This window comes from Methanolobus tindarius DSM 2278 (assembly GCF_000504205.1).
Taxonomy (GTDB): domain Archaea; phylum Halobacteriota; class Methanosarcinia; order Methanosarcinales; family Methanosarcinaceae; genus Methanolobus; species Methanolobus tindarius.
The window spans coordinates 2536603-2561072 of the sequence record NZ_AZAJ01000001.1 but is presented as its reverse complement, the minus strand read 5'-3'; the positions used below and the strand labels follow the sequence as shown (position 1 = coordinate 2561072).

The following is a 24470-nucleotide window of genomic DNA, read 5'->3' as shown; positions in this document are numbered from 1 at the left end:
TTTTATTGACCTCTTATGCTATTGAGTGCATAGCCTCCAATTATGAATATCGATAATATCAACAGAGGAACTATCTCGAAATCTCCACCACAGTTCAGTGCCATGCTGAGTTTTTTTGCCTTGATGTAAGCAGGAACTATCATTGCTCCGAGAAGATAGAAAAGCCCCAGGAACATCATTGCAGTTCCAAGATCTTCAGGTGTACGTTTCATCATCCTGAAGACGAATGTTGATGATATTACTGAAATAAAAAATACAAGTCCTACAATGACTCCGACCTTCCACCCGCTTATTTCAAGGGTTGAAGCCAGTATCATACATGATACGAAAAGAGCTGTAAGACATACAGGACAGGGGACTGAAATTACAAGGAAAGTCTTCTTTGAAACATCATGACCGCAGTTCCATTTTTTTTGTGTATAAATGCCTGCACCAATAAGAACCAGTGCAATGAAAACGTGCAATGTCATTCCAAGGCTTGCAATACCTTCAAGATATGACTGGTCTACCATTTCTACAAGACTTCCAAGTATAACGGAGATAAGAAAATAACCACTTGCAAGTATCAGAACATCTTTTTTCTTTACCGTCGAAAAGCCACATCCAACTCCGGTCTTTAAACCGAAGATGAAGATGCCTATCAGTATGCCGATTACGGCCGCATATACGTAGCTCATAATATCCCCCTGCTAATAGATTGTATGTATCAACAATTTCCTAAGTATCATATTTTATTCAATAAATTGTATCTACAATATAATGATGCAACTTATTGTTAACTTAATTTTTGTTTGTTTAGAGACTAATATATGCAAACATAGTACTTAGTATTAAACCTTTCGGATTGTTCTTACAAAAAAAGGATAGCAAGAGCTACAAAAATTCTCAATGTACCACTAAGTAATGTATAATAAAAATAAAATAAATTAATACATATTATATAGCTTGAAAATGACTGTTCCCATACAAGTAAAAATAAGAAAAAAATTAGTGTAAAACATTAAACGCAAGAATATTTGATCATTCAGGAAAAATAAAAACTTACATATACACAGTATATCTACTGTACACAAAAAATAAGAAAATTAAAAGAATAAACAAAATAAAGCAACCCATTGGGTTGCTGAAAAGAATAATATTATTTCTTGAACTCAGTGTATCCACACTTACCGCATGAACGTCTGTCCTTGTGCTCTGCAAGGAAAACTCCCTCACCACAGCGTGGGCAGGACTGGTGTGTGCGCTCAATGGAATCGCCGCTTACTTTATAGTAGTCTTTTACTGCCATGATTATTCCTCTGTGGTTTCTTCAGCTGCTTCCTCAGCAGGAGCTTCTTCTTCCTCAACTACTTCAGGCTCAGGGAGCTTGTTCCTTTCAAGAACATATGCTTCCTCTACCTGTTTCATGCGAGCTGCATCTTCATAGATCTTGACGTATACATTCATTTCCTGTTTACCGAACTCATTGTTCATCTTCTGTACAATGACAAGTTCCAGTGGTACATTGAGCATAGCTGCGAGTTTAGCTTTAACATCGTTTCTTGATGGTGTTGCACCATCGAATGTAACTGCAAGGTTTAATTCACGCCTGTTAAGGAGCGCATTATTTTTTTCTTTAATGATTTTGATATCCATTCAGTTTCCTCCGAATAGTTTCTATTTCCTGATTAGTGAAGCTCTGTCCGTCAAGTATTGCCGTTAACAGATCCTCCATTTGTTCCTTTTTATCTGATGTTATCTTAACAAGTACAACACCTTCGTCCGGCTGTCCGTAAAGAACAGCTGAACCTTCCGGTGCCATAAGAATTGCAGGTACAGCCGCAAGGTCCTCCTCGCCGCGCACAAATATCCTGACATGTTCATCTGATTTCAGCGCATTTCCTACGGCATCTATCAAATCTTCGGTTATGACCCCTGCTGGATTGTCAACGGATATTTCGGTGAACCCCTTATGCTTGGTACCCACCACGACCCGATCTGAAGCCGGACCGCGTTTTGTTCGGTCATCCACTACGAGGATGTCCGGAATTATTCCATGATTGAGCAAGTGGAAGGTAGTAACATCACCCACGGATATAAGTTTTGTGGGACTACCAAGATCCACTGAAAGTTTTTCAATGGTATCGGCGCCTTTACCTCTGTAAAGACATCCAAAACTTTCCCGAAAACGAGGACGTAATGTTTCGGGCAAAGTAAGCTCAAGCCCCAATTAGCGCACCTTCAATGCATATCTGTCCGGGACTTTCACATCAATTTTCTTTGCAATTTCAGAGCGTTCCGGATCTATGATAATTACCATACCACTCCAGTCAGCACTGAGATTGCTTGAACCACAAATAGGACATGTCTGACCATTAATGATTCTGTGGCATTCCCTACAAACCTGTTCACTCATCTAAAGCACTCCGGTTTTGTTTACTCTTTCTCAGCGGAAGGCCTTCTGGCATCTTCCAGCCATTCGAACTTACCCAGGGAATGCTGACGCATTGTCAGTCCAATCTTACTTTCCCTTGGTTCTCTTTCATTGATACTCACAGCAACGATACGTGCCCTGATCTTATCACCTTCAGAAAGTGCCCTGCCACCATTCTTGCTGACAAGCCTGCCATTCTTTCCGTCATATGACATGAAATCATCAGTAACCTGACTTACGTGCAGGAGGCCATCCATTGCTCCAATACTTACAAAAGCACCAAAGTCAACGGTCTCGACAACTTCACCCTCAATAACTTCCTGGATAGTTGGCACAAAGACGATTGCGTCAAAGTTTACATCGTAGTATACTGCACCGTCACCTACAAGGATATGACCTTCACCGATTTCATTTATCTGTGTGATAGCAACGATAGCACCAATTTCCTTGTCTATTCTGCCTTCAAGCTTGTGTTTCAGAGCATTCTTGACATTCTCGTTAACATCCTTGCCTAAAAGATCTGGTGCAACACGAATAGTATCGGCAAGCTTCATCTTTTTATACATATGAAAAACTCCAATAATCCTGTATAATTATATAACAACTTATATGATTTTAAACTGACCTATCATGACCTATGATACAATCTCAAGCCTGTTTTTCTGACGCAGGCAGATAACCGGGATATTTTCCTGTTCAAGTCTTCTTCTGAGCCCTATATCATTGGTCAGTACTGCAGCATCAAGGTCCATGGCCATTTCCAGAATGACATCATCAGCATGCCCATCTGCACGGATGGTCTCACACCTCTGCGCCATTGACCTGGCAACTTTTGCTGCAATCCTGTCCTGTCCTTTAAGATTTTTGATCAGGTTGTCCAGTTCAGTGATAACAGCCGTTGGAACGAGATGGACATCAAATCCAAGACGTTTCAGCTCTTCAAAAATATCTACTTTGAACTGGACGGGTATCATTAACGCATTAGTATCAATAATTACCTTCAATCCTTGATAACTCCTACACCAATCAGTCTCCAGCGTGAGCCTACACGTCTGCTTATAGCAACCATGGACTCTCCTTCAGCACAGACAGGTCTTTTCAGCTTGACTTCTGCAATGTCCTTACGTGCACTGGTAACTACACCAACTGTGGTTGCTGTGCCTACATTCAGCATCAATGGCTCACTGGTCTTTATAGGTCCGATAACTTCTTCATCGGAAACTCCTACGACCCTCTCAAGCAGGTGAAGTTCAAGTTTGAGGTCATCACGGGTTGGTGGCAAAGTTCCGGGGAGACCTGCTACCTGTCCTGTAAGTGAATCACTCTTTGTAAGTGTAGGATCAAGTGTTGTGCCTACTGCAAGCAATCCTCCGGGAGTTGCTTCTTCAACATTGTCCTTTCCGGCAACTACAAGTGAGACCTTTGTAACAATTGGTTCCCATCTGGTCATACCATCACTCTCAACCTTTCTACCTGGCTTGACCTCTAGTTCATCACCCGGATGCAGTATGCCTTCTGTAAGCGTACCACCTATGACACCACCTGTTATTTTCTTGATTGGTGTTCCTGGCTTGTTGATATCAAATGATCTTGCAATAAGCATGTGAGGTGGCTTGTCTATCTTATGAACTGGTGTAGGGATCTTCTCTTCCATTGTCATGATAAGAGCATCGACATTTATGTTCTGCTGTGCGGATATTGGCACAATTGGTGCATCCTCAGCAACTGTTCCCTTCACAAATTCCTTAATCTGGTGATAGTGTTCGATGACCTTTTCCTTCGGTACTAGGTCTATCTTGTTCTGCACGATAACAATGTTCTTGATTCCGATGATGTTCAGTGCCATCAGGTGTTCCTTTGTCTGTGGTTGCGGACATGTTTCGTTTGCCGCAATAACAAGAATAGCACCGTCCATAATAGCTGCACCGGACAGCATAGTAGCCATCAGTGTCTCGTGACCTGGAGCATCTACAAAAGATACGGTTCTTAGCTCTTCGGATGCTTCTCCGCATCCAGGACAGGTCTTCTCTACAGTATAACACTGAGGTTCCGGACAATTTGGACACTTCCTGAAAGTGGTGTCTGCATAGCCCAGTCTGATAGATATTCCACGCTTCATCTCTTCGCTATGGGTATCTGTCCACACTCCTGACAGCGCGCTGACAAGTGTGGTTTTTCCATGGTCGACATGTCCTACCATGCCGATATTAACACAAGGTTGACTCAATTTTTGATTTCCCTCCCGGTTGGGCAATATTTTAAAAGTGTAATAATTTCAGTATAAGTTTTAACGGATTACCTGTTTAGATTTGTGGTCTATCATTCGATTAATCATATTTAAATGATTTCGAACAGACCAGAAAATGCAAATACCTGTTGGTATGGCAAACCATGCCTTATTCTTTTAATAAGGTATATAATTTACTATAATTTAAATCTGGAACAGAAGAAAGATGACTCGATCAAATCAGAGAATTGATCGCATCATTTACTATCTCATCCCTCTGGAAAATCTTCTCAATCTTTATACCCTGATTACTTATTTTGTAATTAAGAGGTTCCAGTGAGAGATAAGTACACCTCATTTTAGGTATATACATTTGGCGCATGCCTTTTCCTGTAACACTATCTTTGATAACACTTAGCTCAATATTACCAAAAGAAGTGTGCTGTGCGATAGCTAATTTTTGTCCGCTCTCTTCCTGGCCTATCAAAAAAAGAGTTGTACATTTCTTATCAAAAAGGATATCGTTTATAGTAAAGAACTTATCCGCAAACTCTTCCATATCATGGTAAAGAGAGAGCATATCCAGATTATCAATAACCACAATTTCCGTGTCCTCGGGAATATCCTGAACACTCTGCACACAGTCTTTTTCCAGAAATCCGATTCCACTTCCATGTCTTGCAGCATTGTAGATCTTATTTGTCCTGGTTTCAAAGGATTTGTTAATTTGCAGAGTCCCTTTTTCAATGCATGAACTGAAATCTATTCCAATGCTCTGAGCCTGTTCAAGAAAACTTTCTACATTGACCTGGGTAAGCATAAGTACGCATTTTTTCCCATCCTGACATGACCTGTAAAGGAAATGGGTTGCAAGGATACTTTTACCAGAACCGGGAGGTCCACTCACCAGGATGCCCTGTTGTGCAGGATAACCTCCTTCGAGTATTTCATCCAGTTCTTTTATGCCCGTAGGAACTCTGTCAATCTGCATGTGAATTGTATTATGCAAATAATTATATAAAAAGACTATTATTACTTTCTGTATATTATTATTCTCAAAAGCAATAAATAAAAATAAGTCCGGCCAGGTTAGCCGGAACCCGCCAGAATAAACCCTGACCGGGCTAAAAGATAAAATTATGTGATAATCTTATCAAGCTGGTCTGTCTCAATTGCTCTTCTTATTTCAAAGGCAACACGGCGACCTGTGCTCATTGGCTTTCTCCATGTTGTATTTCCATAGGGGTGACCAACTGACATGTGGACATTTGTTCCACCGCCAACACGTGGTGCTACATCATATATGTAGAAGTTAAGATCCTTATCAACACATGTCTGGAGACAGAACGGACCGATTACTCCTGGGTCATAGTGCTTCTTTGCAGCATCAATGTATTTCTGGGAAAGCTCAAAGACCTTCTCAAGAAGTGATTCCCTGAGGGTTGCTGAGTTATGACCACAAACTGTATATTCAGGCGTAAGCTGGTGTTCTGCAAGTGTCATCTGCTGTGGTGCTGGAAGACGTACGTGTCCGTCAAGACTTGTTTCAAAACGCCAGTCAATACCAAGAATCTCAAGCTGGCTCATCTCGGTCTCAACTGGTGAGTAGAACATATCAAAGTTAAAAACTGGACCGATTACATAACGCTCAATTCTTGCGTTGTCAAGTGCATCCTGGGTGATGACACCCTGTTTGAGCAGTGACTGTGCCTTCTGCTGGTATTCTTCATAGGTCCCTGCTGTGAAGAAACCTCTTTCAAGCTTCTTTACTGCGTGAGGAAGTTTTACCATTACAAGTTCCTCAATATCCTGTGGATCGTTGATCCTTTCAGGGAATGGCAGGCCTGCCTTCTCAAGGAGCCAGTAATAGTCGCGTTCCATACCCCTCTCTTCACTGCGGAGCATGTTCCTACTTCCGACAAGAGGTACTTTGAAATCGTTCTCTACTTCATCGATACCACAGTATGATGTGAATGAACGGTTAGGAATGAAAAGCACATTTTCTTCTATGAGTTTCTTCTGGACATCTGCACTTGTGGTTTCACTGAACTTATTCAGCATAATGTGCTCGTCCACAATACCACGGACAACCTTACCATTGCTGTCTCTCTGTGACTTGAAATAATCAGTATAGGTTTTTTCACGTCCCTGCTGGCAAACAGCAAAAGTCCTGAAATCCTCTTCAATTGCCCCGTCAAAGATATCAAGTGCTGAATGTGACGCCACAGCACCGATCTTGACCTTATCTAAATCATAATCTTCAATGATCTCTGAGATCTCTTTTCTGTCAATCATTATTTACCCTCGATTTTGCCCAGACATTGTATTTGGTGTTAATAAACCTGTTTACGCCTGTAGTATATAAATGACTAAATTAAGTTCAAATCCCGCTTACCATGTAGATAACCACGGGTGTTATGAAAGTCTCTATCACTGCTGCAAGGAATATAAGTGGGAACAGCCAGTGGAGATAAAATTTAATTCCCCTGATAATTTCAGCTTTAAGGTCAACAGGTTCAGAGCGAAGAGCCTGAAACGCTGTGTATCCTATTTTCATACCTACCGCAGAAGAGATTATCAACATTGGAACCTCGATAATCCCATGAGGTGTAAGACCTGCAATCACAAAAAGAGCTCCACTCTCTGCAGTCTGATAATGTGCAAATATGCCAATGACAAAACCATTTAACACAAGGAATCCCAGAGGAACGATACCAAGAGCAAAACCCAAAAGGACCGAGAAGAACATTTTCACGGCATTGTTCACAAAAATAAGCAGCATTATTTCAATTGCTGAAAGGCCCTGGAGCATTTCTGCAAGTTCCTCGAGTCCGCCCAGAGAATCAAGTGCATAGGAAGGATTTGTGGCATAATATACATAGCCTACGATAGCTGATATTAAAAATGCTACAAAACTAAAGAGCACAAATGGTTTTAACTCATTGATATATGTCCTGAATATCTCTCTTACATTTTCATCGTGCATTGATCATACTCCAAATGCCATTCTGATTGTATTCCTGCAGGCAGGAGATAATCCAAGGACTATAATCACAAGTTTCAGGAAGGTCTTTAATGTCTCAGATTCCTCGTCCTCATCAAAATGATTATCCAGTACATATAATACCGGAATGAATATAGATAGTTTTAACGGATACATCACAAAAGCGGTTCCTGTAAGGTCTATCAGGTATGACGGAACAACATGCTTTTCGTAGTATCCCAAAAAGTCAATTCCTGCAATGGTAGAAGATGCATCCATCAGGTGGACCCATAGAATAGCGACATTGACATTGCTTTTGAGAAGGTCAAAATCTATGCGGTCAAATATCGCTTTTAATAATATTACTATCAGACTGGCTGCACCAAGAACAAAGATAGGAACCCATGGACGAGTCAGATCTTCCAGATAGAAAAGTATTGAAAGATTAACTGCAAACCAGGCAAGTCCGAATCCGGCAAATAGCTTTCTGTAGTCACCTGTTCCTTTTAATTTGACAATCCACCTGGAAAGTACCAGGAAGAACACTGTAATGGCAAATACCACAAAATAGATGTTTGGAGTTATGAATAAATAACTCAAAGGATGCGTGAGTATTCCCGTATCTTCTACAACTCTCATAGAAGAGCCTGCGAGGATAAAAGGAATCACGGATACTGTAAACCTGTCATCAATCTCGATATCCAGTTTTTTCAACAGCTTTACAACGCCGAAAATACAAATTCCCAGCACTATTGCCCATGTGATAGTATTAACGATATTGTAGCCACTATCATGCAGTATCGGGTCTATATAATATTCGTTAATGAATTGGGTAACTTTATCTATGAATGGCATTATAATCACAGCAGTAACATAATATAGGAATATCCTAATACAACTAACATTTAATAGTTTATGGGAAATGTAGAGTGTATCAAAAGATTTTTCCTGCTTAAAGGGCAGGTCATCTGGAGACCTGTACTCATTTGATATTATTTATTATCTCTGCAACGAATTTCCACATAACTAAATAAGCTATACAGTTTCTGGTAGGTATATTAAGTGATTCCCACACAAGGCAAAAAAAAATGGATGCAGTTACCAAGAGATGTTGTTGTCGGTCCTGATGTTATTTATGATCTGAAGGATGTATGTAATGACCTCAAACTCAATGAAGGAGCCTTTATTGTTACGGGACATAATACTAAAAGGATAGCTGGAGATGTTGTACATGATATCCTTAATGACTGTGGCTATGACCCTTCAATAGCTTCTTCAAAAGAAGCTTCCATGACAGAGGTCAACAAAATTGTAGAACTGGCAACGGAAGCAAATTCCAGATATCTTATTGGTGTTGGAAGTGGTAAATCCATTGATGTTGCAAAACTTGCAGCCACAAAACTTGACCTGCCGTTTATAAGTGTACCAACTGCTGCATCACATGATGGAATCGTCTCTTCCAGGGCCTCTATACATGATAAAGGTAAAAAAGCTTCAATTGAAGTAAATGCACCAATGGCAGTGGTGGCAGATACAAGTATCATAGCAAAAGCCCCATACCGTTTACTTGCAGCAGGATGCGGCGATATAATTTCTAATTATACTGCTGTCCTTGACTGGGAAATGGCTCACAGGCTTAGAAACGAACCATTCAGTGAATATGCAGCAACACTCTCCAGAATGACGGCACAGATTCTGATGGATTCTCCGGAGGACATCAAACCGGAACTTGAAAGTTCTGTAAGGATTGTTGTAAAGGCGCTTGTATCCAGCGGAGTTGCAATGAGCATTGCAGGTTCTTCCAGACCTGCGTCAGGCTCAGAACACATGTTCAGTCATGCACTCGATAGGGTTGCACCTAATTCCGCCCTGCACGGAGAACAATGTGGTGTGGGAACAATAATGATGATGTATCTGCATGGTGGTGACTGGAAGAAGATAAAGGAATGCCTGGAGATAATCGGAGCTCCTACAACTGCCAGTGAATTGGGTATAGAAGATAGATATATATTAGAGGCGCTTCTTGTTGCACATGAGATACGTCCGGAAAGATACACTATACTCGGTACAGGTCTGACCCCTGAAGCTGCCGAGAAAGTTGCACGTTTAACAAAAGTTATTTCATAATTACTGTAAAATATCCTAACCAGTAAAATCAAGGTGATTATATGACAAATGATACTACCATTACACTTATAGGCTCAAGGCTTGCAAAAGAAGGCGAAGACTTCGTATTTATGGGTGAGTCCCGCGAGTGCAAAAAATGCAAGCTCAGGAGAACATGTATGAATCTGGAGCCTGGTAGAAAGTATCGTGTTGCAAAGATAAGAGGGGACACAGTTCATGAGTGTTTCATACACGAGGGCGGAGTACTCACCGTTGATGTCGAAACTTCACCAATAGTTGCAGCAATTGAATCACGCAAGGCTGTTGTAGGTTCAAAAGTAAGCTACGAACTTCCAAAATGTAAGGAGTTTGATGACAGCGTATATGATATCCTTTATCCTGAAGGTCTTAAAGAAGGGGACAAATGTACTGTCATTAAAGTACTTGGCCCAATGGAAGAGGGAATGGTGTCCGGATGCTCTCTTAAGAAGGTGGAACTGAAACTATAGTTCCGTTGCGAACATCTTTTATATAAAAAGGAAATCGTAAGTGTAAGTAAAATTTCGAATAACAACTATAACTAACTATTATAATAAATTAATATCACATAGAGGTAATTGAATGTCAGGGACGGAAGGTGATGTATTCCATCAGGACTTTTATACAGCGGAACGCTGGAACAACTGGGTCAACCAGGTAAAGGAATGTGATTTCAAATTCGATGAATCCGATGAGCCACAGGGAAAAGAAGGTGCAATCTTCGTAAATATGGAAGATGACATCATCCTTGCATGCCTCAAGATCATTGCAAAGTGTGAGAACGGGCAGATCTCACCGGAAACTGCAATGCTCTCCATCGCAGATATCAGGGATATAGCTCTTGCAGAGATTGATCCAATCTCTGAAGATGCGGACATGATGATCGAATCACTCCAGACATCCCTCATGGGAAGCTTTGCAGCATGCGAAGCATACCTGAGTGGAGATTATGACGAAAACGCAGAGATATCTGATCTCGTTAAGGTAGCTCTTGAAGCTGAAAGCTCTGATGACATAGAGATTGCTATTGGCACTGTTGCAGAGATAGGTGCCCTTGTTCTCAGCGGAAAGGAGCTTACTGAAAAGGTCATGGAAGAAGTTCCATACGGACTTGTTGCTGAATGGCTTGATGGAATTGACTCAATAGCAGCAGCGATGGTAGGCTCTGACAGCTATAAGAATGATGAAGAAGACGATGAGAGTTGAGGATTTTAAACTCTCTACTCTCATATTTCCTACATTACATTCTTGATCTGACTAAAAACAATCGTTTTCTTTTGTTCTTTTTATACTTACTATGCCTTCAATTGATAATATGGATCTTTCCAAAATAGGATTTCAGGACGCTTCAGGAATTATTGTCCTTGACCTTACACATGCAGGAATTATTATTGCCACAAAACTTGCAGAGATGAGTTATCCTGTTACCGCAGTTGATGTTTACAAAACAGTTGATGAAAAAGTGCTTCAGGAACTGGAAGAGAAGCATGGTATAAAAGTATCAAAGGAACCAATATCAATTAATGATAATGACCTTGTGATAAGTCCTGCACATCTTGACCCAGAATATCCTGTACTTAGTGAAGCCAGAAAAAAAGGCATAACAATACTTACTCACCATCAGGCAGTTGGCAACATATTGCCCATAAAAGGATGGCCCGAGAGAGGAACTGTCATAGAAATCACCGGTTCAAAAGCTAAAACCAGTTCAGCATCCCTGCTCGCCGAAATGCTTTCGCAGAAAATGAAAGTTGTGCTTCACACATCCAGAGGTCTGGAATTGTGGAAAAAGGGACAATGCAGAATATTAAACTTGGGACTTAGCATTGCACCGGGAAGTATTCTGCTTGCAATCGACAAACTGGAAGAACTTGAAGTTTCAGCAGACTGCTACATTTTTGAGGTTTCCATCGGTCTGACAGGTTTTGCAGATATAGGAATCATTACAACGCTTGAGCCGGATTATCCTATTGCTGCATCAACTTCAAATTCCAGCGATGCAAAAATGAACGTTCTTTCCTATGCCAATTCAGAAGAGATATTTTTCCTTAATATCAAAGACAGGAAAGCTCAGGAAATGGCAAATAAATATGGAAGAACGGTTTTCACATTTGGAGATTCGGAATATTCCGGCGCTGATTACAAAAATACAGACATTGCGGCTGATATTGTTACTGAAAGCGACAATTCCAGTGTTATATTCAGGAATGAAAATGGGATTTTCTCAGCTAAGTTATCTGAGAAATATAATTCAAAATCATACGCAACAGCTTTTGCAGTATCAACATCAGTTGCTTTGAATCTGGGAATGTCCGAACAGGATATTATAAAAGTCATTTGTTCTTTTGAAGGACTTCAGGGAAGAATGCAGGAAAAAGAACTTTCTGGCAGAGTGCTCATTGATAATTCTAACTCAGGCATGGATATTAAATCTGCAGAGCGTTCGCTTGACTATGCTTTGACCAGGCTTGGGAACAGGGATTCAGGTATTATAATGGTGCTGGGAGAAGAAGCTGCACAGGTATGTGAAGGCCTTCCACCGGAACAGGTTTCTGAGTTTGCTATTCGGCGCAGTGATGAACTTTCAAAGATGATACTTGTCGGAGCTAGGATGCAGAATATTGGAAATGACAGCTTCACTTATGTCAGCGGGCTTGAAGAAGGACTTGATATGGCTGTAGCAATGGCCTCTGATAAAGACATCATTCTATCATGTGTGAAATGCTTCAGGTGAGAGTTACCCACCTTTAGTTTATTGACTATGATTAGTCCTTTTATACAATAAGGATATAGATAGTGCAGAAAAACCGACTTGTAATAAGTATACTATTTATTACGAAATTACAAAATTATAATAATTTACAAGAATCAACCAAGTTTATCGGGATAAATATGGCTGAAAAAGATATTTCTATAATACACCCACGGCCCAGTTCTATTGTGGCTGCTTTATACACACTGCGAGACCTGAATGTTGATGTTGCAATACTTCATGGTCCACCAGGATGCTCATTTAAACATGCAAGACTGCTTGAGGAAGACGGCATACATGTTGTAACAACAGCCCTTGATGAAAATGGCTTTGTTTTCGGTGGACGTGATGAGCTTTCATCCCTGCTTACAAAAGTTAACGAAATGTTTAATCCTAAACTCATTGGAGTTGTTGGGACATGTGTCAGTATGATCATTGGCGAGGAATTAAGCGAGCCTGTTAAGGACGCAAATCTTGACGTGCCTGTGATAGGTGTGGAAGTACATGCAGGATACCCGAATAATACCAAAGGTGTTCTTATTGCACTTGAATCTGCATGTGATGCAGGAGTAATTACTGATGAGGAACTTGACAGGCAGAAAGTCCTGCTTACAGAAGCAACCAATGTTGAGAAACGCCATGGTGCAGCAAGTAAGGAATATCTTGTCCCATCCCGTGGTGATCTGAAATACAAGGTTGCTGAAAAGGTAATCAATTACCTGAAAGAAGGAAAGAAATGCCTGACGATCATGAACGCAAAGAAGGAAACGGGTTACATGTTCGCAGATATTACCGTTGCCATCAACGAAGTAGCTGAGCAGCTTGGTGTTGCAGAGAACGTCATCAACATGGCAAATATTGATGATACACTTGGTCTGCCACGTGTACGCCAGCATGCAACATATATTGTGAATGATTTCAAGGAGAAAGGAATTGAAATCCACGAGATTATCGGCGGTATGGACGAGTACCCTATAGCAGGTGAAAAGGTCAGTGAACTTATTGCTGAAAAATACAGTGACTTTGACTTTGCCGTCATTAGCGGCGTGCCACATGCCATTCCAATGGACAATCTCCGGAATATGGATGTAATCTCCGTGACAAACGGGCCAAGACAGGTATTCCCACTAAAAGATATGGGACACTCAAATGTTATTGTGGAAATTGATCTGCATCCAAAGACACTTGGTGTAAGCAACATCGTTGAGTCTGAGTTTGGTGCAACAATGCGTGAAGTTGTAAAGGATATGCAAAACACGGAGGAAGCCTGATGGAACAGAAAAGAATAGCCATTTACGGTAAAGGCGGGATTGGAAAATCCAGCACCGCTTCCAATGTTGCAGCAGCCTGTGCCGATGAAGGATTCAAAGTTATGATCATCGGATGTGATCCAAAAAGTGATTCATCCATTACACTTCTTGGCGGTAAAAGAATTCCAACAATTCTTGACCTTCTCAGGCAGAAGATCGATGTAAAGGAAGAGGACATTGTACACGAAGGTTACAAGGGCGTAAAATGTGTTGAAGTCGGCGGACCTGAGCCTGGAATTGGCTGTGCAGGACGTGGAATCATTGTTGCCATACAGAAACTCAGACAGATGTGCAAATCCATTGATGATATGGATCTCATAATCTATGATGTTCCAGGGGATATCGTGTGTGGCGGATTTGTTGCACCAATACGCAAAGGACTTGTAAATGAGGCTTACATCCTCACATCCGGAGAATACATGCCGCTTTATGCTGCAAACAATATCTGCAAGGGACTTGCCAAGATTGACACACCACTTTCCGGAATAATCTGTAATTCCAGAAGTGTTACAAGGGAAGAGGAAATCGTGAGGAAGTTCTCGGAGGAAATTGGCAGCAAGCTCATGGCATTTATTCCAAAGGAGCAGATAGTTCAGGACTGTGAAAGAGATGGATATTCCGTGCTTGAAAAAGCTCCGGATTCACCTGTTGCAAGTGTCTATCGTGAGCTTGCACATGCTATTATGTCCAACAACAGTTCAGTGCTTCCTTCATCACTTGAGGATGAAAGACTGCGTGAACTTACACGTTAAGGTTTGATGAAAATGTCTGACACTCCCCAGCCTTCCGGGAAAAGAGAAATCCCAAGAATACTCCTGTCAGCAGGAAGCTCATCCTCAGGTAAAACTACAATCACTATTGGCCTGCTTGCAGCACTTACTGAAGCCGGATATAAGGTTCAACCCTACAAGGTGGGGCTTGATTATATTGACCCAAGCTATTATACTGAAATTACCGGCCGCAGGGCTCGCAATATTGATGGTTTCCTGATGGATGAAGAGGGTGTCAGGGATGTTTTCATTCACGGTGTCGAAGTTGGTGAGGATGCAGACATTGCTATTATCGAAGGTGTCCGTGGTCTTTATGAGGGCTTTGACAGCTTTACCGATACAGGCAGTACTGCACAGATAGCTAAGATTCTGAAATGTTCTGTAATCCTTATTATCAATGCAAGGAGCATTACCCGCTCAGCAGCTGCTCTTGTGAATGGTTTCAAGGACTTTGATAAAAACGTTAATATTGCTGGTGTGATTCTCAACAATATAGGTGGTCCGAGGCACACTAAAAAAGCCACAGAAGCTATCGAGCATTATACTGGCATTCCGGTAATTGGTGTAATACACCGCAATAATTCCATGAAGATCTCCATGAGACACCTTGGTCTTGTTCCTGCAATTGAGGAACGCCGCCGTGCTGATAATTACGATGAGAGAATCGAATTTATCAAAAACAAAATCAAGGATGGAATCCAGATAGACAGGCTTCTGGAAATGGCACATGCTGCTCCGGCTTTAGAACGTCCTTCGAAAACCGTTTTTACTCCACGCGAGATGGAAACTGAACGTCCGGTTATTGGTGTTGCCCTTGATGAGGCTTTTAATTTCTATTATCACGACAATCTTGAACTGCTTGAAATGGCAGGAGCGGAGATCAAATACTTTAGTCCGATACATGACAGCAAATTACCGGATGTTGACGGACTTTACCTTGGTGGCGGATATCCCGAACTTTTCGCCGCCGAACTTGAGGAAAACGTAACCATGCGTGAGGATATCCTTGATGCATCACGCTCCGGCATGCCAATCTATGCAGAATGCGGTGGCCTGATGTACCTGACCGAGAAACTCAGTACAGGGGTGAAAGGCAAAGGAGCGCATCACATGGCAGAGATGCCGGAATCCACACATGAAATGGTTGGAGCACTGCCCGGACACACTCTAATGGGACACAAGCGTGTTGTCAGTTACAATATTGGTGAACTTGCAATGGATTCTGTTATTGGTATAACAGGAAATTCTTTCCGTGGTCATGAGTTCCATCACTCCGAAGTTACAGAGATTCCAATGGATTCAAAATTTGCCATCAAACTTTCCCGTGGAACCGGCATAATTGATGGCTGGGACGGACTTACTGTTGATAATACACTTGGATGCTATGCACATCTGGTTGCAAGCTCTTACAGGGAATTTGCAGGTAGTTTTGTGGATTTTGTGATGAAAAATAAGATGTGAAAAAGTTTTCATAATCTGATTTTATTTTTCCGGGTCTTTTTTCAATATTACTATATTCTCCCTATAAATCCCATCAAAAAGTATTTTATTCTTTCAGGTAATTTTATATAAATATTAATTTTATCTATTTATTTGGAAGGTTGGCAACATGGATAATTTCATTGGGTCTAAAAAACGCAAGATAGCTTATTTTTCAATGGAGATCGGACTTCGCTGTGGAATGCCCACATATAGTGGTGGTCTTGGGATACTTGCAGGTGACACAATAAGGGCAAGTGCGGATCTTGGTCTTCCGTTTATTGCTGTTACTCTTATCAACAAAAGAGGATACTTCATTCAGAAACTTGACTCTGAAGGAAGGCAGACAGAGCATCCACACAACTGGGATCCTTCAGACTATATGCAGTCCCTTCCTTACGAAGTGACTGTCAATATACAAGGAAAAGAAGTAAAAGTCAGGTCTTGGCTTTATGTTCATCACAGTCTCACCGAGGAAACAGTTCCAGTATTATTCCTTGATACGGACATAGAAGGTAACTCTGTAGAAGACCGTCAGATAACCGATAGTCTCTACGGTGGAGACCGCAGGTATCGTCTCAAACAGGAGATAATACTGGGAATCGGCGGTGTCAGGATGCTTAGAAAACTAGGTTGTTCTATTCAGAAGTACCACATGAATGAAGGACACTCCAGTTTACTCACTCTGGAACTGTTGAAAGAGAACGATATGAATGCCTCAAAAGTCAAAGAACTTTGTGTATTCACAACTCATACACCTATTGAAAGTGGACATGATGTGTTCTCACATGATCTTGTCAGGGAACTTGTCAGCCAGAATTCGGATTTTGAGATTTTGAAGAAATATGGTGGTGAACATCAGCTGAATATGACACTGCTTGGGCTGAATTTATCCAATTATGTGAATGGAGTAGCCAAAAGACACAGGCAGATATCAGAAAAAATGTTCCCGGGATACAAGTTCAGCTCAATCACAAACGGAGTACACTCTTACACATGGGTGGGACCTCACATGAAAGAGCTTTATAATAAATATCTTCCATGCTGGGCAAACGAACCAGAACTGCTTGTAAGAGCCCGGAGCATTCCGGATAATGAGATATTAAAAGCTCACAGAAAAGCAAAAAAGGATCTCCTGGACTATGTAAACAAAGAATGTGGCACGAATATGGATTGTGACACTCTGACGATTGGTTTTGCCAGAAGAGTTACCGAATACAAGAGACCTACATTAATATTTTCTGATCTGAACCGGCTTCGCAAGGTTAACGAAGCAGGAAAAATACAACTGATTTTCTCAGGAAAAGCCCACCCGAGAGATCTTATGGGAAAATTACTCATCGAAAGAATTTACGGGTACATGCGAGAGCTTAAAGGTGAGATAGAGATAGCTTATATTGAGAATTACAATATGGACATATCCATGAAGCTCGTCTCTGGTGTGGATGTCTGGCTGAATACTCCCAAGAAACCTCTTGAAGCCTCAGGCACCAGCGGTATGAAAGCAGCTCACAACGGTGTTGTGAATTTCAGTGTCCTTGATGGCTGGTGGATAGAAGGCTGTGTGGAAGGTATCACAGGTTATTCTATTGGTCCGAAGCTTGAGGCCGATAAGACTCCTGAGCAGGTTGAGATGATGGAGCTTGATGACCTCTATTATAAGCTGGAGTACATCATGATACCTACATATTATAAGAGAAAGGATGAATGGGCAAAAATGATGAGCAATTCCATTGAGATGTTATCCTATTACTTCAATAGCCACAGGATGATGCTTCATTACGTTACCGAAGCCTATCTGTGAATTTAATTAACCATCTCCGCCTGAACTATTTGTGTCCTGCAGGATAGGGCAGGATTTATTATTTTTCTTTTTATCTACTTGATATAAACTAACCTTTTATAAGACATGCTAAATTAATTACACTTATATACCAATAATATATTAAGAGTAAATGGGTTATTGATATGAGGCACCATTATTTTAAAACGTTGTTGGTTATGTATATATGTATTTCCTTTGTGCTTGCAGGAAATGCGATGGCTGAAACTATTACAGTGGATTTGTCAGGAGATGGAGATTATACTTCTATTCAGGATGCTATTGACAATTCAGATTCTGGGGATTCTATCGTTGTCAAATCAGGAACGTATATGGAGAATCTGATAATTGAAAAATCTATTTCTATTATATCAGAATCTCAAAATCCAGACACTGTAACGATAAGGCCAATTGATAATCAAAGTTATACAATATGTATCAATTCAAATGATGTTGTACTGAAAGGTTTTACTGTAACTGGTGCAGACTTTTCTAAAGCAGTATTTCTTTATGAGTCATCGAGTTGTCTGATAGAGAATAACGTTGTTAAGTCAAACAAATATGGAATTTACCTTAACAATTCAGATAATAATGAAATCATCAATAATACCCTGGAATCTAACGATTATATTGGATTATGCCTCTTTGAAAGTAATAGTAATGAAATAAAATCAACATATTCATTTAATGACCTTATAGGATTTGATCTTGTAAAATCCTGCAACAATACTGTTATTGAAAACCATTTACAGGGCGATAAAGTATACGGGATATATTTCCATGAGTCATCTCACAACAATTCACTGATTAATAACTCTATAATTCACACTTATTCTTATGAAGTTTCATCAACAAGTGTAAACTCATTGAGTGTTGATTCCTCAAATATTGATAGTCCTGATGAGTTTGAACTTGTTACAAAAGAGATAGTAATCTACCCAAACGAAAATGATGGTAAAAACAGCACAGATTTAGTATTGAGCTCTGCCTCTAGCTCCTATGTCACCCCTAATCTGGCAGTAGCAAGCGGAATTGGATTGTTTTTGAGATATAACAATAAAGAAAACCTGATAGCTGGAAATACTATAGAGAACAGTTATATGGAAGGAATGTACGTTGGCTACAATTCTTCCGGAAATACAATATATAACAATTATTTCAACAACGATTTAAACCTGAAACAATATTCAAATTCATCTAATACATGGAATATCGATAAAACAGCAGGAGAAAATATTGTTGGCGGACCATATCTTGGAGGGAATTGTTGGACCAATCCATCAGGAACGGATTTTTGCCAAACGCATCTTGATACAGATGAAGATGGAATTTGCGATGAGACCTATACAATTAATGAAAACAATGTAGATTTCTTACCTCTTTATTCCTACCAAAATCTAATTCCTGAAGCTTCAATTTTCTCAGTATCACCTGGATACGTAAAGGCCGGGGAGACTGTTCACTTTGCAGGAATAGGTATTGATCACGACGGTTATATTCTGGAATATAAATGGGAATCAAGCATTGATGGAATATTGAGTGACAATGCTTACTTCAACACTAATAAATTGTCACCTGGAAATCACACCATTCATCTCAAAGTAAAAGACAACGAAGATGAATGGTCAGCAGAAGTTACAAGCCTATTGATCGTGGAAAATGATAATGATGCATATATCAGAAGTCAGGTTTATAATGGAAGTAACCTCTACTCTATTTTTAAAGAAAATGCCATTAACATTGAAAACGGATCTTCTGCAATCGAAATAAATTCTTCTAATTTCAAAGCCTTCAACTACGATCTGGATACTAATAAAGGCAGTGAATCATTAAGGATTTACAATACCACAAATACTAACCAATCAGCAGATGGCAGGACTCTCGAAGAAGGAAGACTCAATTACAAAACTGAAATACTTCAGGTACCTTACAAAGCAGACTTTGATAACGAAGAGGTGTATGGATCTACATATCCTACCACCTATCCATCAATAGGGTTCTTTGGTGACAGATATGTATCCCTATCAGATGAAAGTCCAGATGAAATTGTTAAATTGCTTTTAGATAGCGATGATAAACATCTGATTAGAACAAGTTTTTCCTTAGAACTCCCGGAAGGGTATGAACTTACAGCAAAACAAATCGATGTTGAAGGAAATAAAGTCTGGATGGAACTATCCCAAAATGGAGAGTTTATAGAAGATGAAGTTATTGATCTTTCAAGAGGTCCTGTTACATGGGAGTATTATCAGGATGTTGGTGATGAGGATAATGTCATTGTTTTTAGATTACTTGTTACTGATGTATTCATGGGAGAGGTAGACGAATTTGTTGATGTAGAAGGTATATGGTTAATTGATTTTGAAAATCCCATAAATGTAGAAGAGGGATCTACTTTCAATGAAATGGAAGTCCAACTGGTGGATAATGATTCAATCAGAATGAACAATTCGAATAATATTGTTCTTGAAAAAGATAGTACTATAAATGTTGCCAATGACCTTAACTTTAAAGTTGCTGATTCAGATTCATTACGTTTCTGTCTGATTAAAACATACGACCAATCAACTCAACATGACATCCCAGGTGCTATTGCAACAGGACCGGAATCATGGGATTATTTGAATTTTGCTGGTCTATTCTATGATATTGACAATGCCATATCTTCTGAAACACTTGAAGTAACACAACCTTTGACGAGTACTGAACGAATAATAGACCCAGGAAACCTCACATATAGAACAACTATCCAGAAAAGTTATTTCTCATGTGATGAATTAAATTCTGACGGAGAGCAATATGAAGTTGTAGGTATACTCGGAGAGAAGTACATACCTTTAGAACAGGGAAATCCGGCAAAACTTGGAAAACTGCTTCTTGATACAGATAAAGAATATATTGTGACCGGAAGTGGTAATATTGATTTTAAGGATGATTACAGTATTCGTTATTCCTATGATGAAGAAGAAGACGAGTTTCACATTTATTTCCAAAAAGGAAACTGGATATATGGTGGAACATCCATTGATAACACCATAGTTTTTGACCCGGTATCTCAAGATGCTATATGGAAATGGGAATATGACATTGCAGGTGTAGACGATGTCAGAGTTATGAAATTGCATATTAAAAAAATAGAGGGACCGGTTTCGAAACAATTTATAATTGATGGTATTTGGATTCTGGACTTTGACGATATACTGGACTTTGAAATTTCAGATGAAGAGGGTCTACTAGAAGTAGCTGATATTTCAGAGAATTCTATCACTTTCTCAAATTCGAATTATATCAATCTGTTATCAGGAGAGAGATTTGATATTTACAATTGTTTGAAATTGGAAGTTGCAGATAACAGTACACTTTATTACTATCCGGTGATTGAAAAGACAATACCCGAAAATACACCAGCAAATATTGATTCTTATGAAACCAGAATAAGAAGTTACCAAAATGAGAATCCTACAATTAATATAAGCCTGGATTGTCCTTCTGATGTGGTATGGTATTTAGATGGAGATTATCAACAGATCAATTACTCAGTAACAGATGCATCCTATTATTCAGATACTTATGCATCAGGTGATTATGACATTACTGCCTTTGTATCAAACGAAAATGGAACAGATGTTATAAACTGGGACTGGGGAATTATAAAACCAACAACTTCAGTTGATATTACCCATACAGGAAATATCGAAGTCAGAAGCCCTGTATATGACAAAAATGATATATTTGCACTTAATGATAACAATACTTTCCTAGAAATCAATGCTTCCAATTTTGCAGGTTTTTATTATGACCTTGACAGAAACACTTCAACTGAATCGATTATTATAAAAAATATTACCGCTGCAGAAAACGGAGACTTAAAGGTTGGAAAATATGGGCTAAATTATTCCACTTCTATTCAGCAGGTCATGTACAAATCAGATTATGGAAATAGCAAATATGGATTAAATGAAACATATCAAGTAATAGGAATTCTGGGTGATCCTTATGTTCCAATTACTGAAATAGAAAATAGTAAAACTTGCAAGTTTGCAAAATTACTGGTTGACACTGATAATAAATACACATTAAGAACAAATTCTTCTCTTGAACTTGCAAATGGCTATGCTCTTACAGCAAAACAAATTAAAGTTGAAGAAAATAAGGTCTTGTTGGAGCTATCCCGAAACGGAGAGTTCGTTGAAGATGAAGTAATAGATGTAAGTGATGGATTAGCAATATGGGAGTATTATTCTGATCTTGGAAACGAATCTAATGTACTTATCTACAGACTACTTGTAAGTGATGTATTCATGGGGCAAGTCGATGCTCTTGCAGTTACACAAGGAATGTGGTTGATAGACAGTAATGAAGATAACCTGCTTGAAATTGATCACGGAGACCGCTTCAGCGAACTAGATGTCGATCTCTTGGACAATAACAGAATAAAGATGTCCAATAACCATGATGCCATCATTCTGAAAAAAGGAGAAGACACAACCATTGCACTGGATTTATCAATAAAACTTTCAAATTCAAGTGATCACAATTTCTATCTTAAAAAGGATATTTATCCTACTGAGGAATATGAACTTAGAGGTACAGTAGCTACAGGACCAATTATATGGAATAATGGATTGTCCTGGAATTTCAAGGACTTTGCAGGCTTTGTATATGACTTTGAAGAAAATATCGGAACAGAACAAATCAATATCAACTATATTTCAAATAGCTCTATCGAAGAAGAAGGAATCACTTATTACTCCACACTCATTCAAAAAGAGTATGCTGGAAATTTCACTCCTGAAAACAACATCCATAATAATGAAAAATATCCTATGGTAGGTATTTTCGGAGAAGAATACGTATCCCTTAAAGACAGTAGACCGGATGAATTAGCAAAACTGGTAATTGATTCTGATTCACAATATACTTTGAAAATAGGTTCACCGCTTGAACTTCCAGAAGGTTATGAATTAATCGTAAATGAGATTGAAAACAATAATACTGCAGTTATAAGCATATTAAAGAACAGAGAACTACTATTCAGTGAAAATATAGATTCTTTTGCTGGAGAGTTTACTCTGGAATTTAAGGAAGATATAGGTTCTCAGGAAAATGTCATTGTTGTCCGCACAAATATCAAAGAAATAGTTACCGAACAAACAGACAGTTATATAGTCCTGAATGGTCTCTGGATAGTAGATTCTGAAAGCTATCTTGCAATAAATATAGGATACAGATTTGGGGAATTTGTAGTCGATTCTATCGCTGAAGATAATATTCATATGTTTAATTTCAGAAGTATTTCTATAGGAAAGGGGTATGAGATTGAACTTGCTGAAGGGATCAACCTTAGAATATCAGACAGTGATTCACTACTGTTCTATCCTTATAGAGAATATAAGCCAACCGGAGCACTAAGCAATTATTTACCATCTGTCTCATCATTACTTCTATCAACAAATATTACAACATTCAACTCAGACGTAAGCTTCTATGGAAATGGAACCGATCAAGATGGTTCCATAGTCGCCTACAACTGGCGTTCCAACATCGATGGCCAATTAAGCACCAACTCCAGTTTCACAAGTTCTGAGCTCTCTATAGGTAATCACACGATATACTTCAAAGCCAAAGACGACAATGGTGACTGGTCCGAAGAAGTTTCAACAAATCTTCTGGTTAATGCAGCTTCCCCTTCAATCACAACAACCTCGAGCTCCGGCGGCGGTGGCGGAGGAGGAGGCGGTGGAACCTCTGGCGAACTTTACGAAAACATCGCATTCAAGGACGTTAAATCAGAATTCATAACCAAAGATTCAGTCACAAACTACGACTTTGAGAATGAGAACAATGAAGTAGAATTCATCCAGTTCACAGCTTCCCGCAACTGGGGTAAGATATCTGCAACCATTGAATGTTTGCATGACACATCTGCCCTCGTGGACAAGGAGCCTGAAGGAACAGTGTACCGCAACCTCAACATATGGGTTGGAAAATCAGGATTCTCAGATTCAGACAATATCAAAGACTGCATTATAGGGTTTAAAGTAAGCAGGCAGTGGCTTGAAGACAACGACATAGATGAAGATTCTATCAGGCTGTTGCACTATTCAGATGGAGAATGGGAAGAACTTGATACGGAAATGACAGGTGAAGATGATGAGTATCTTCACTTTGAAGCAAAAACATCAGGATTTTCTCCGTTTGCAATAGTTGGCGATTCTAAGGAAGAAAACCTGAATTCTAACTCTGACGACGCAAAAATGTCAACTAATTCAATTGAAAACAACAATAATGTTGAAGAGGAAATGACTGAAACTGCATCACAGAGCACACCTGGCTTTGAAAGCATTACTTTAATAGCCGCATTTTTGCTTGCTGTCTGTTGCATTACTCGCGTGAGGAAGGACTAAAACTGAAAGTTTCAGTTTTTCTTCTCCAATCTTTTTTTAACCTGCCATTATTATATTTGCACTTAAATTCCCTGGAACTGCAGATAGCCCAGTCCACCACTGTTAAATATATAGTACAATATTTGAATCCCTATACATTTGTAAATACATTCTTATTTATTT

21 protein-coding genes are annotated in these 24470 nt (G+C 39.5%); 9 read left to right on the top strand and 12 right to left on the bottom strand.

Translation table 11 applies throughout. The features are described 5' to 3' along the window. Positions 1 to 2: 2 nt before the first annotated feature. The 12 genes from METTI_RS12280 to METTI_RS12225 all read right to left on the bottom strand — a co-directional run bounded on the left by METTI_RS12280 (position 3) and on the right by METTI_RS12225 (position 8478). Positions 3 to 677: a DUF2162 domain-containing protein gene (locus METTI_RS12280; RefSeq protein WP_023846145.1), complete on the bottom strand. Its 675-nt coding sequence runs from the start codon at positions 675 to 677 to the stop codon at positions 3 to 5. Between the two features lie 461 nt (positions 678 to 1138). Beyond that, the gene (locus METTI_RS12275; protein WP_023846144.1) at positions 1139 to 1288 is read right to left on the bottom strand and encodes a 30S ribosomal protein S27ae; all 150 of its coding nucleotides are present in this window, start codon (positions 1286 to 1288) and stop codon (positions 1139 to 1141) included. Positions 1289 to 1290: 2 nt separating this feature from the next. Then, entirely contained in the window at positions 1291 to 1635 is a 345-nt protein-coding gene (locus METTI_RS12270) for a 30S ribosomal protein S24e (RefSeq protein ID WP_023846143.1), read from the bottom strand. After that, the gene (locus tag METTI_RS12265; RefSeq protein ID WP_023846142.1) at positions 1616 to 2209 is read right to left on the bottom strand and encodes a GTP-dependent dephospho-CoA kinase family protein; all 594 of its coding nucleotides are present in this window, start codon (positions 2207 to 2209) and stop codon (positions 1616 to 1618) included. The genes METTI_RS12270 and METTI_RS12265 overlap by 20 nt, the downstream gene beginning before the upstream one ends. Continuing rightward, positions 2210 to 2395 carry a transcription elongation factor subunit Spt4 gene (gene spt4, locus METTI_RS12260; RefSeq protein WP_023846141.1) on the bottom strand — a complete coding sequence of 62 codons (186 nt, stop codon included), beginning with the start codon at positions 2393 to 2395 and terminating at the stop codon, positions 2210 to 2212. 20 nt (positions 2396 to 2415) lie between these two features. After that, positions 2416 to 2979 carry a DNA-directed RNA polymerase gene (locus tag METTI_RS12255; protein ID WP_023846140.1) on the bottom strand — a complete coding sequence of 188 codons (564 nt, stop codon included), beginning with the start codon at positions 2977 to 2979 and terminating at the stop codon, positions 2416 to 2418. 69 nt (positions 2980 to 3048) lie between these two features. Then, positions 3049 to 3417 (bottom strand): type II toxin-antitoxin system VapC family toxin, encoded by a 369-nt coding sequence (locus tag METTI_RS12250; RefSeq protein ID WP_023846139.1) that lies wholly within the window; start codon positions 3415 to 3417, stop codon positions 3049 to 3051. Beyond that, positions 3414 to 4640, bottom strand: a complete 1227-nt coding sequence (locus METTI_RS12245) for a translation initiation factor IF-2 subunit gamma (protein ID WP_023846138.1) — start codon at positions 4638 to 4640, stop codon at positions 3414 to 3416. Before METTI_RS12245 ends, METTI_RS12250 begins: the two co-directional genes overlap by 4 nt. 235 nt (positions 4641 to 4875) lie before the next feature. Then, complete coding sequence (locus METTI_RS12240) at positions 4876 to 5631, bottom strand: RAD55 family ATPase (protein ID WP_023846137.1); 756 nt, start codon at positions 5629 to 5631, stop codon at positions 4876 to 4878. 146 nt (positions 5632 to 5777) lie between these two features. Continuing rightward, the gene (locus METTI_RS12235) at positions 5778 to 6935 is read right to left on the bottom strand and encodes a formate--phosphoribosylaminoimidazolecarboxamide ligase family protein (protein ID WP_023846136.1); all 1158 of its coding nucleotides are present in this window, start codon (positions 6933 to 6935) and stop codon (positions 5778 to 5780) included. Between the two features lie 85 nt (positions 6936 to 7020). Next, complete coding sequence (locus METTI_RS12230; protein WP_023846135.1) at positions 7021 to 7626, bottom strand: stage II sporulation protein M; 606 nt, start codon at positions 7624 to 7626, stop codon at positions 7021 to 7023. A gap of 3 nt (positions 7627 to 7629) precedes the next feature. Beyond that, positions 7630 to 8478, bottom strand: coding sequence for a DUF63 family protein (locus tag METTI_RS12225; RefSeq protein WP_023846134.1), 849 nt, complete (start codon positions 8476 to 8478; stop codon positions 7630 to 7632). Positions 8479 to 8685: 207 nt separating this feature from the next. Between METTI_RS12225 and METTI_RS12220 the strand changes: the two genes are divergently transcribed. From METTI_RS12220 to METTI_RS12180, 9 genes are all read left to right on the top strand, one after another. Further along, positions 8686 to 9750 (top strand): NAD(P)-dependent glycerol-1-phosphate dehydrogenase, encoded by a 1065-nt coding sequence (locus tag METTI_RS12220; protein ID WP_023846133.1) that lies wholly within the window; start codon positions 8686 to 8688, stop codon positions 9748 to 9750. Between the two features lie 41 nt (positions 9751 to 9791). After that, positions 9792 to 10238: a UPF0179 family protein gene (locus tag METTI_RS12215; protein WP_023846132.1), complete on the top strand. Its 447-nt coding sequence runs from the start codon at positions 9792 to 9794 to the stop codon at positions 10236 to 10238. Positions 10239 to 10350: 112 nt separating this feature from the next. Further along, entirely contained in the window at positions 10351 to 10974 is a 624-nt protein-coding gene (locus METTI_RS12210; protein WP_023846131.1) for a DUF2150 family protein, read from the top strand. 109 nt (positions 10975 to 11083) lie between these two features. Next, positions 11084 to 12502 carry a coenzyme F430 synthase gene (gene cfbE / locus METTI_RS12205; RefSeq protein ID WP_048136226.1) on the top strand — a complete coding sequence of 473 codons (1419 nt, stop codon included), beginning with the start codon at positions 11084 to 11086 and terminating at the stop codon, positions 12500 to 12502. A gap of 158 nt (positions 12503 to 12660) precedes the next feature. Then, a complete protein-coding gene (gene cfbD, locus METTI_RS12200; RefSeq protein WP_023846129.1) occupies positions 12661 to 13791 on the top strand; it encodes a Ni-sirohydrochlorin a,c-diamide reductive cyclase catalytic subunit in 1131 nt (376 codons plus the stop codon). Beyond that, entirely contained in the window at positions 13788 to 14582 is a 795-nt protein-coding gene (gene cfbC / locus METTI_RS12195; RefSeq protein WP_048135449.1) for a Ni-sirohydrochlorin a,c-diamide reductive cyclase ATP-dependent reductase subunit, read from the top strand. Before cfbD ends, cfbC begins: the two co-directional genes overlap by 4 nt. 12 nt (positions 14583 to 14594) lie before the next feature. Beyond that, positions 14595 to 16061, top strand: coding sequence for a Ni-sirohydrochlorin a,c-diamide synthase (cfbB, locus tag METTI_RS12190; RefSeq protein ID WP_023846127.1), 1467 nt, complete (start codon positions 14595 to 14597; stop codon positions 16059 to 16061). 148 nt (positions 16062 to 16209) lie between these two features. After that, the gene (gene glgP, locus METTI_RS12185) at positions 16210 to 17883 is read left to right on the top strand and encodes an alpha-glucan family phosphorylase (protein ID WP_023846126.1); all 1674 of its coding nucleotides are present in this window, start codon (positions 16210 to 16212) and stop codon (positions 17881 to 17883) included. Between the two features lie 197 nt (positions 17884 to 18080). Further along, a complete protein-coding gene (locus METTI_RS12180; protein ID WP_245596179.1) occupies positions 18081 to 24308 on the top strand; it encodes an S-layer protein domain-containing protein in 6228 nt (2075 codons plus the stop codon). The last annotated feature ends 162 nt before the right edge of the window (positions 24309 to 24470 follow it).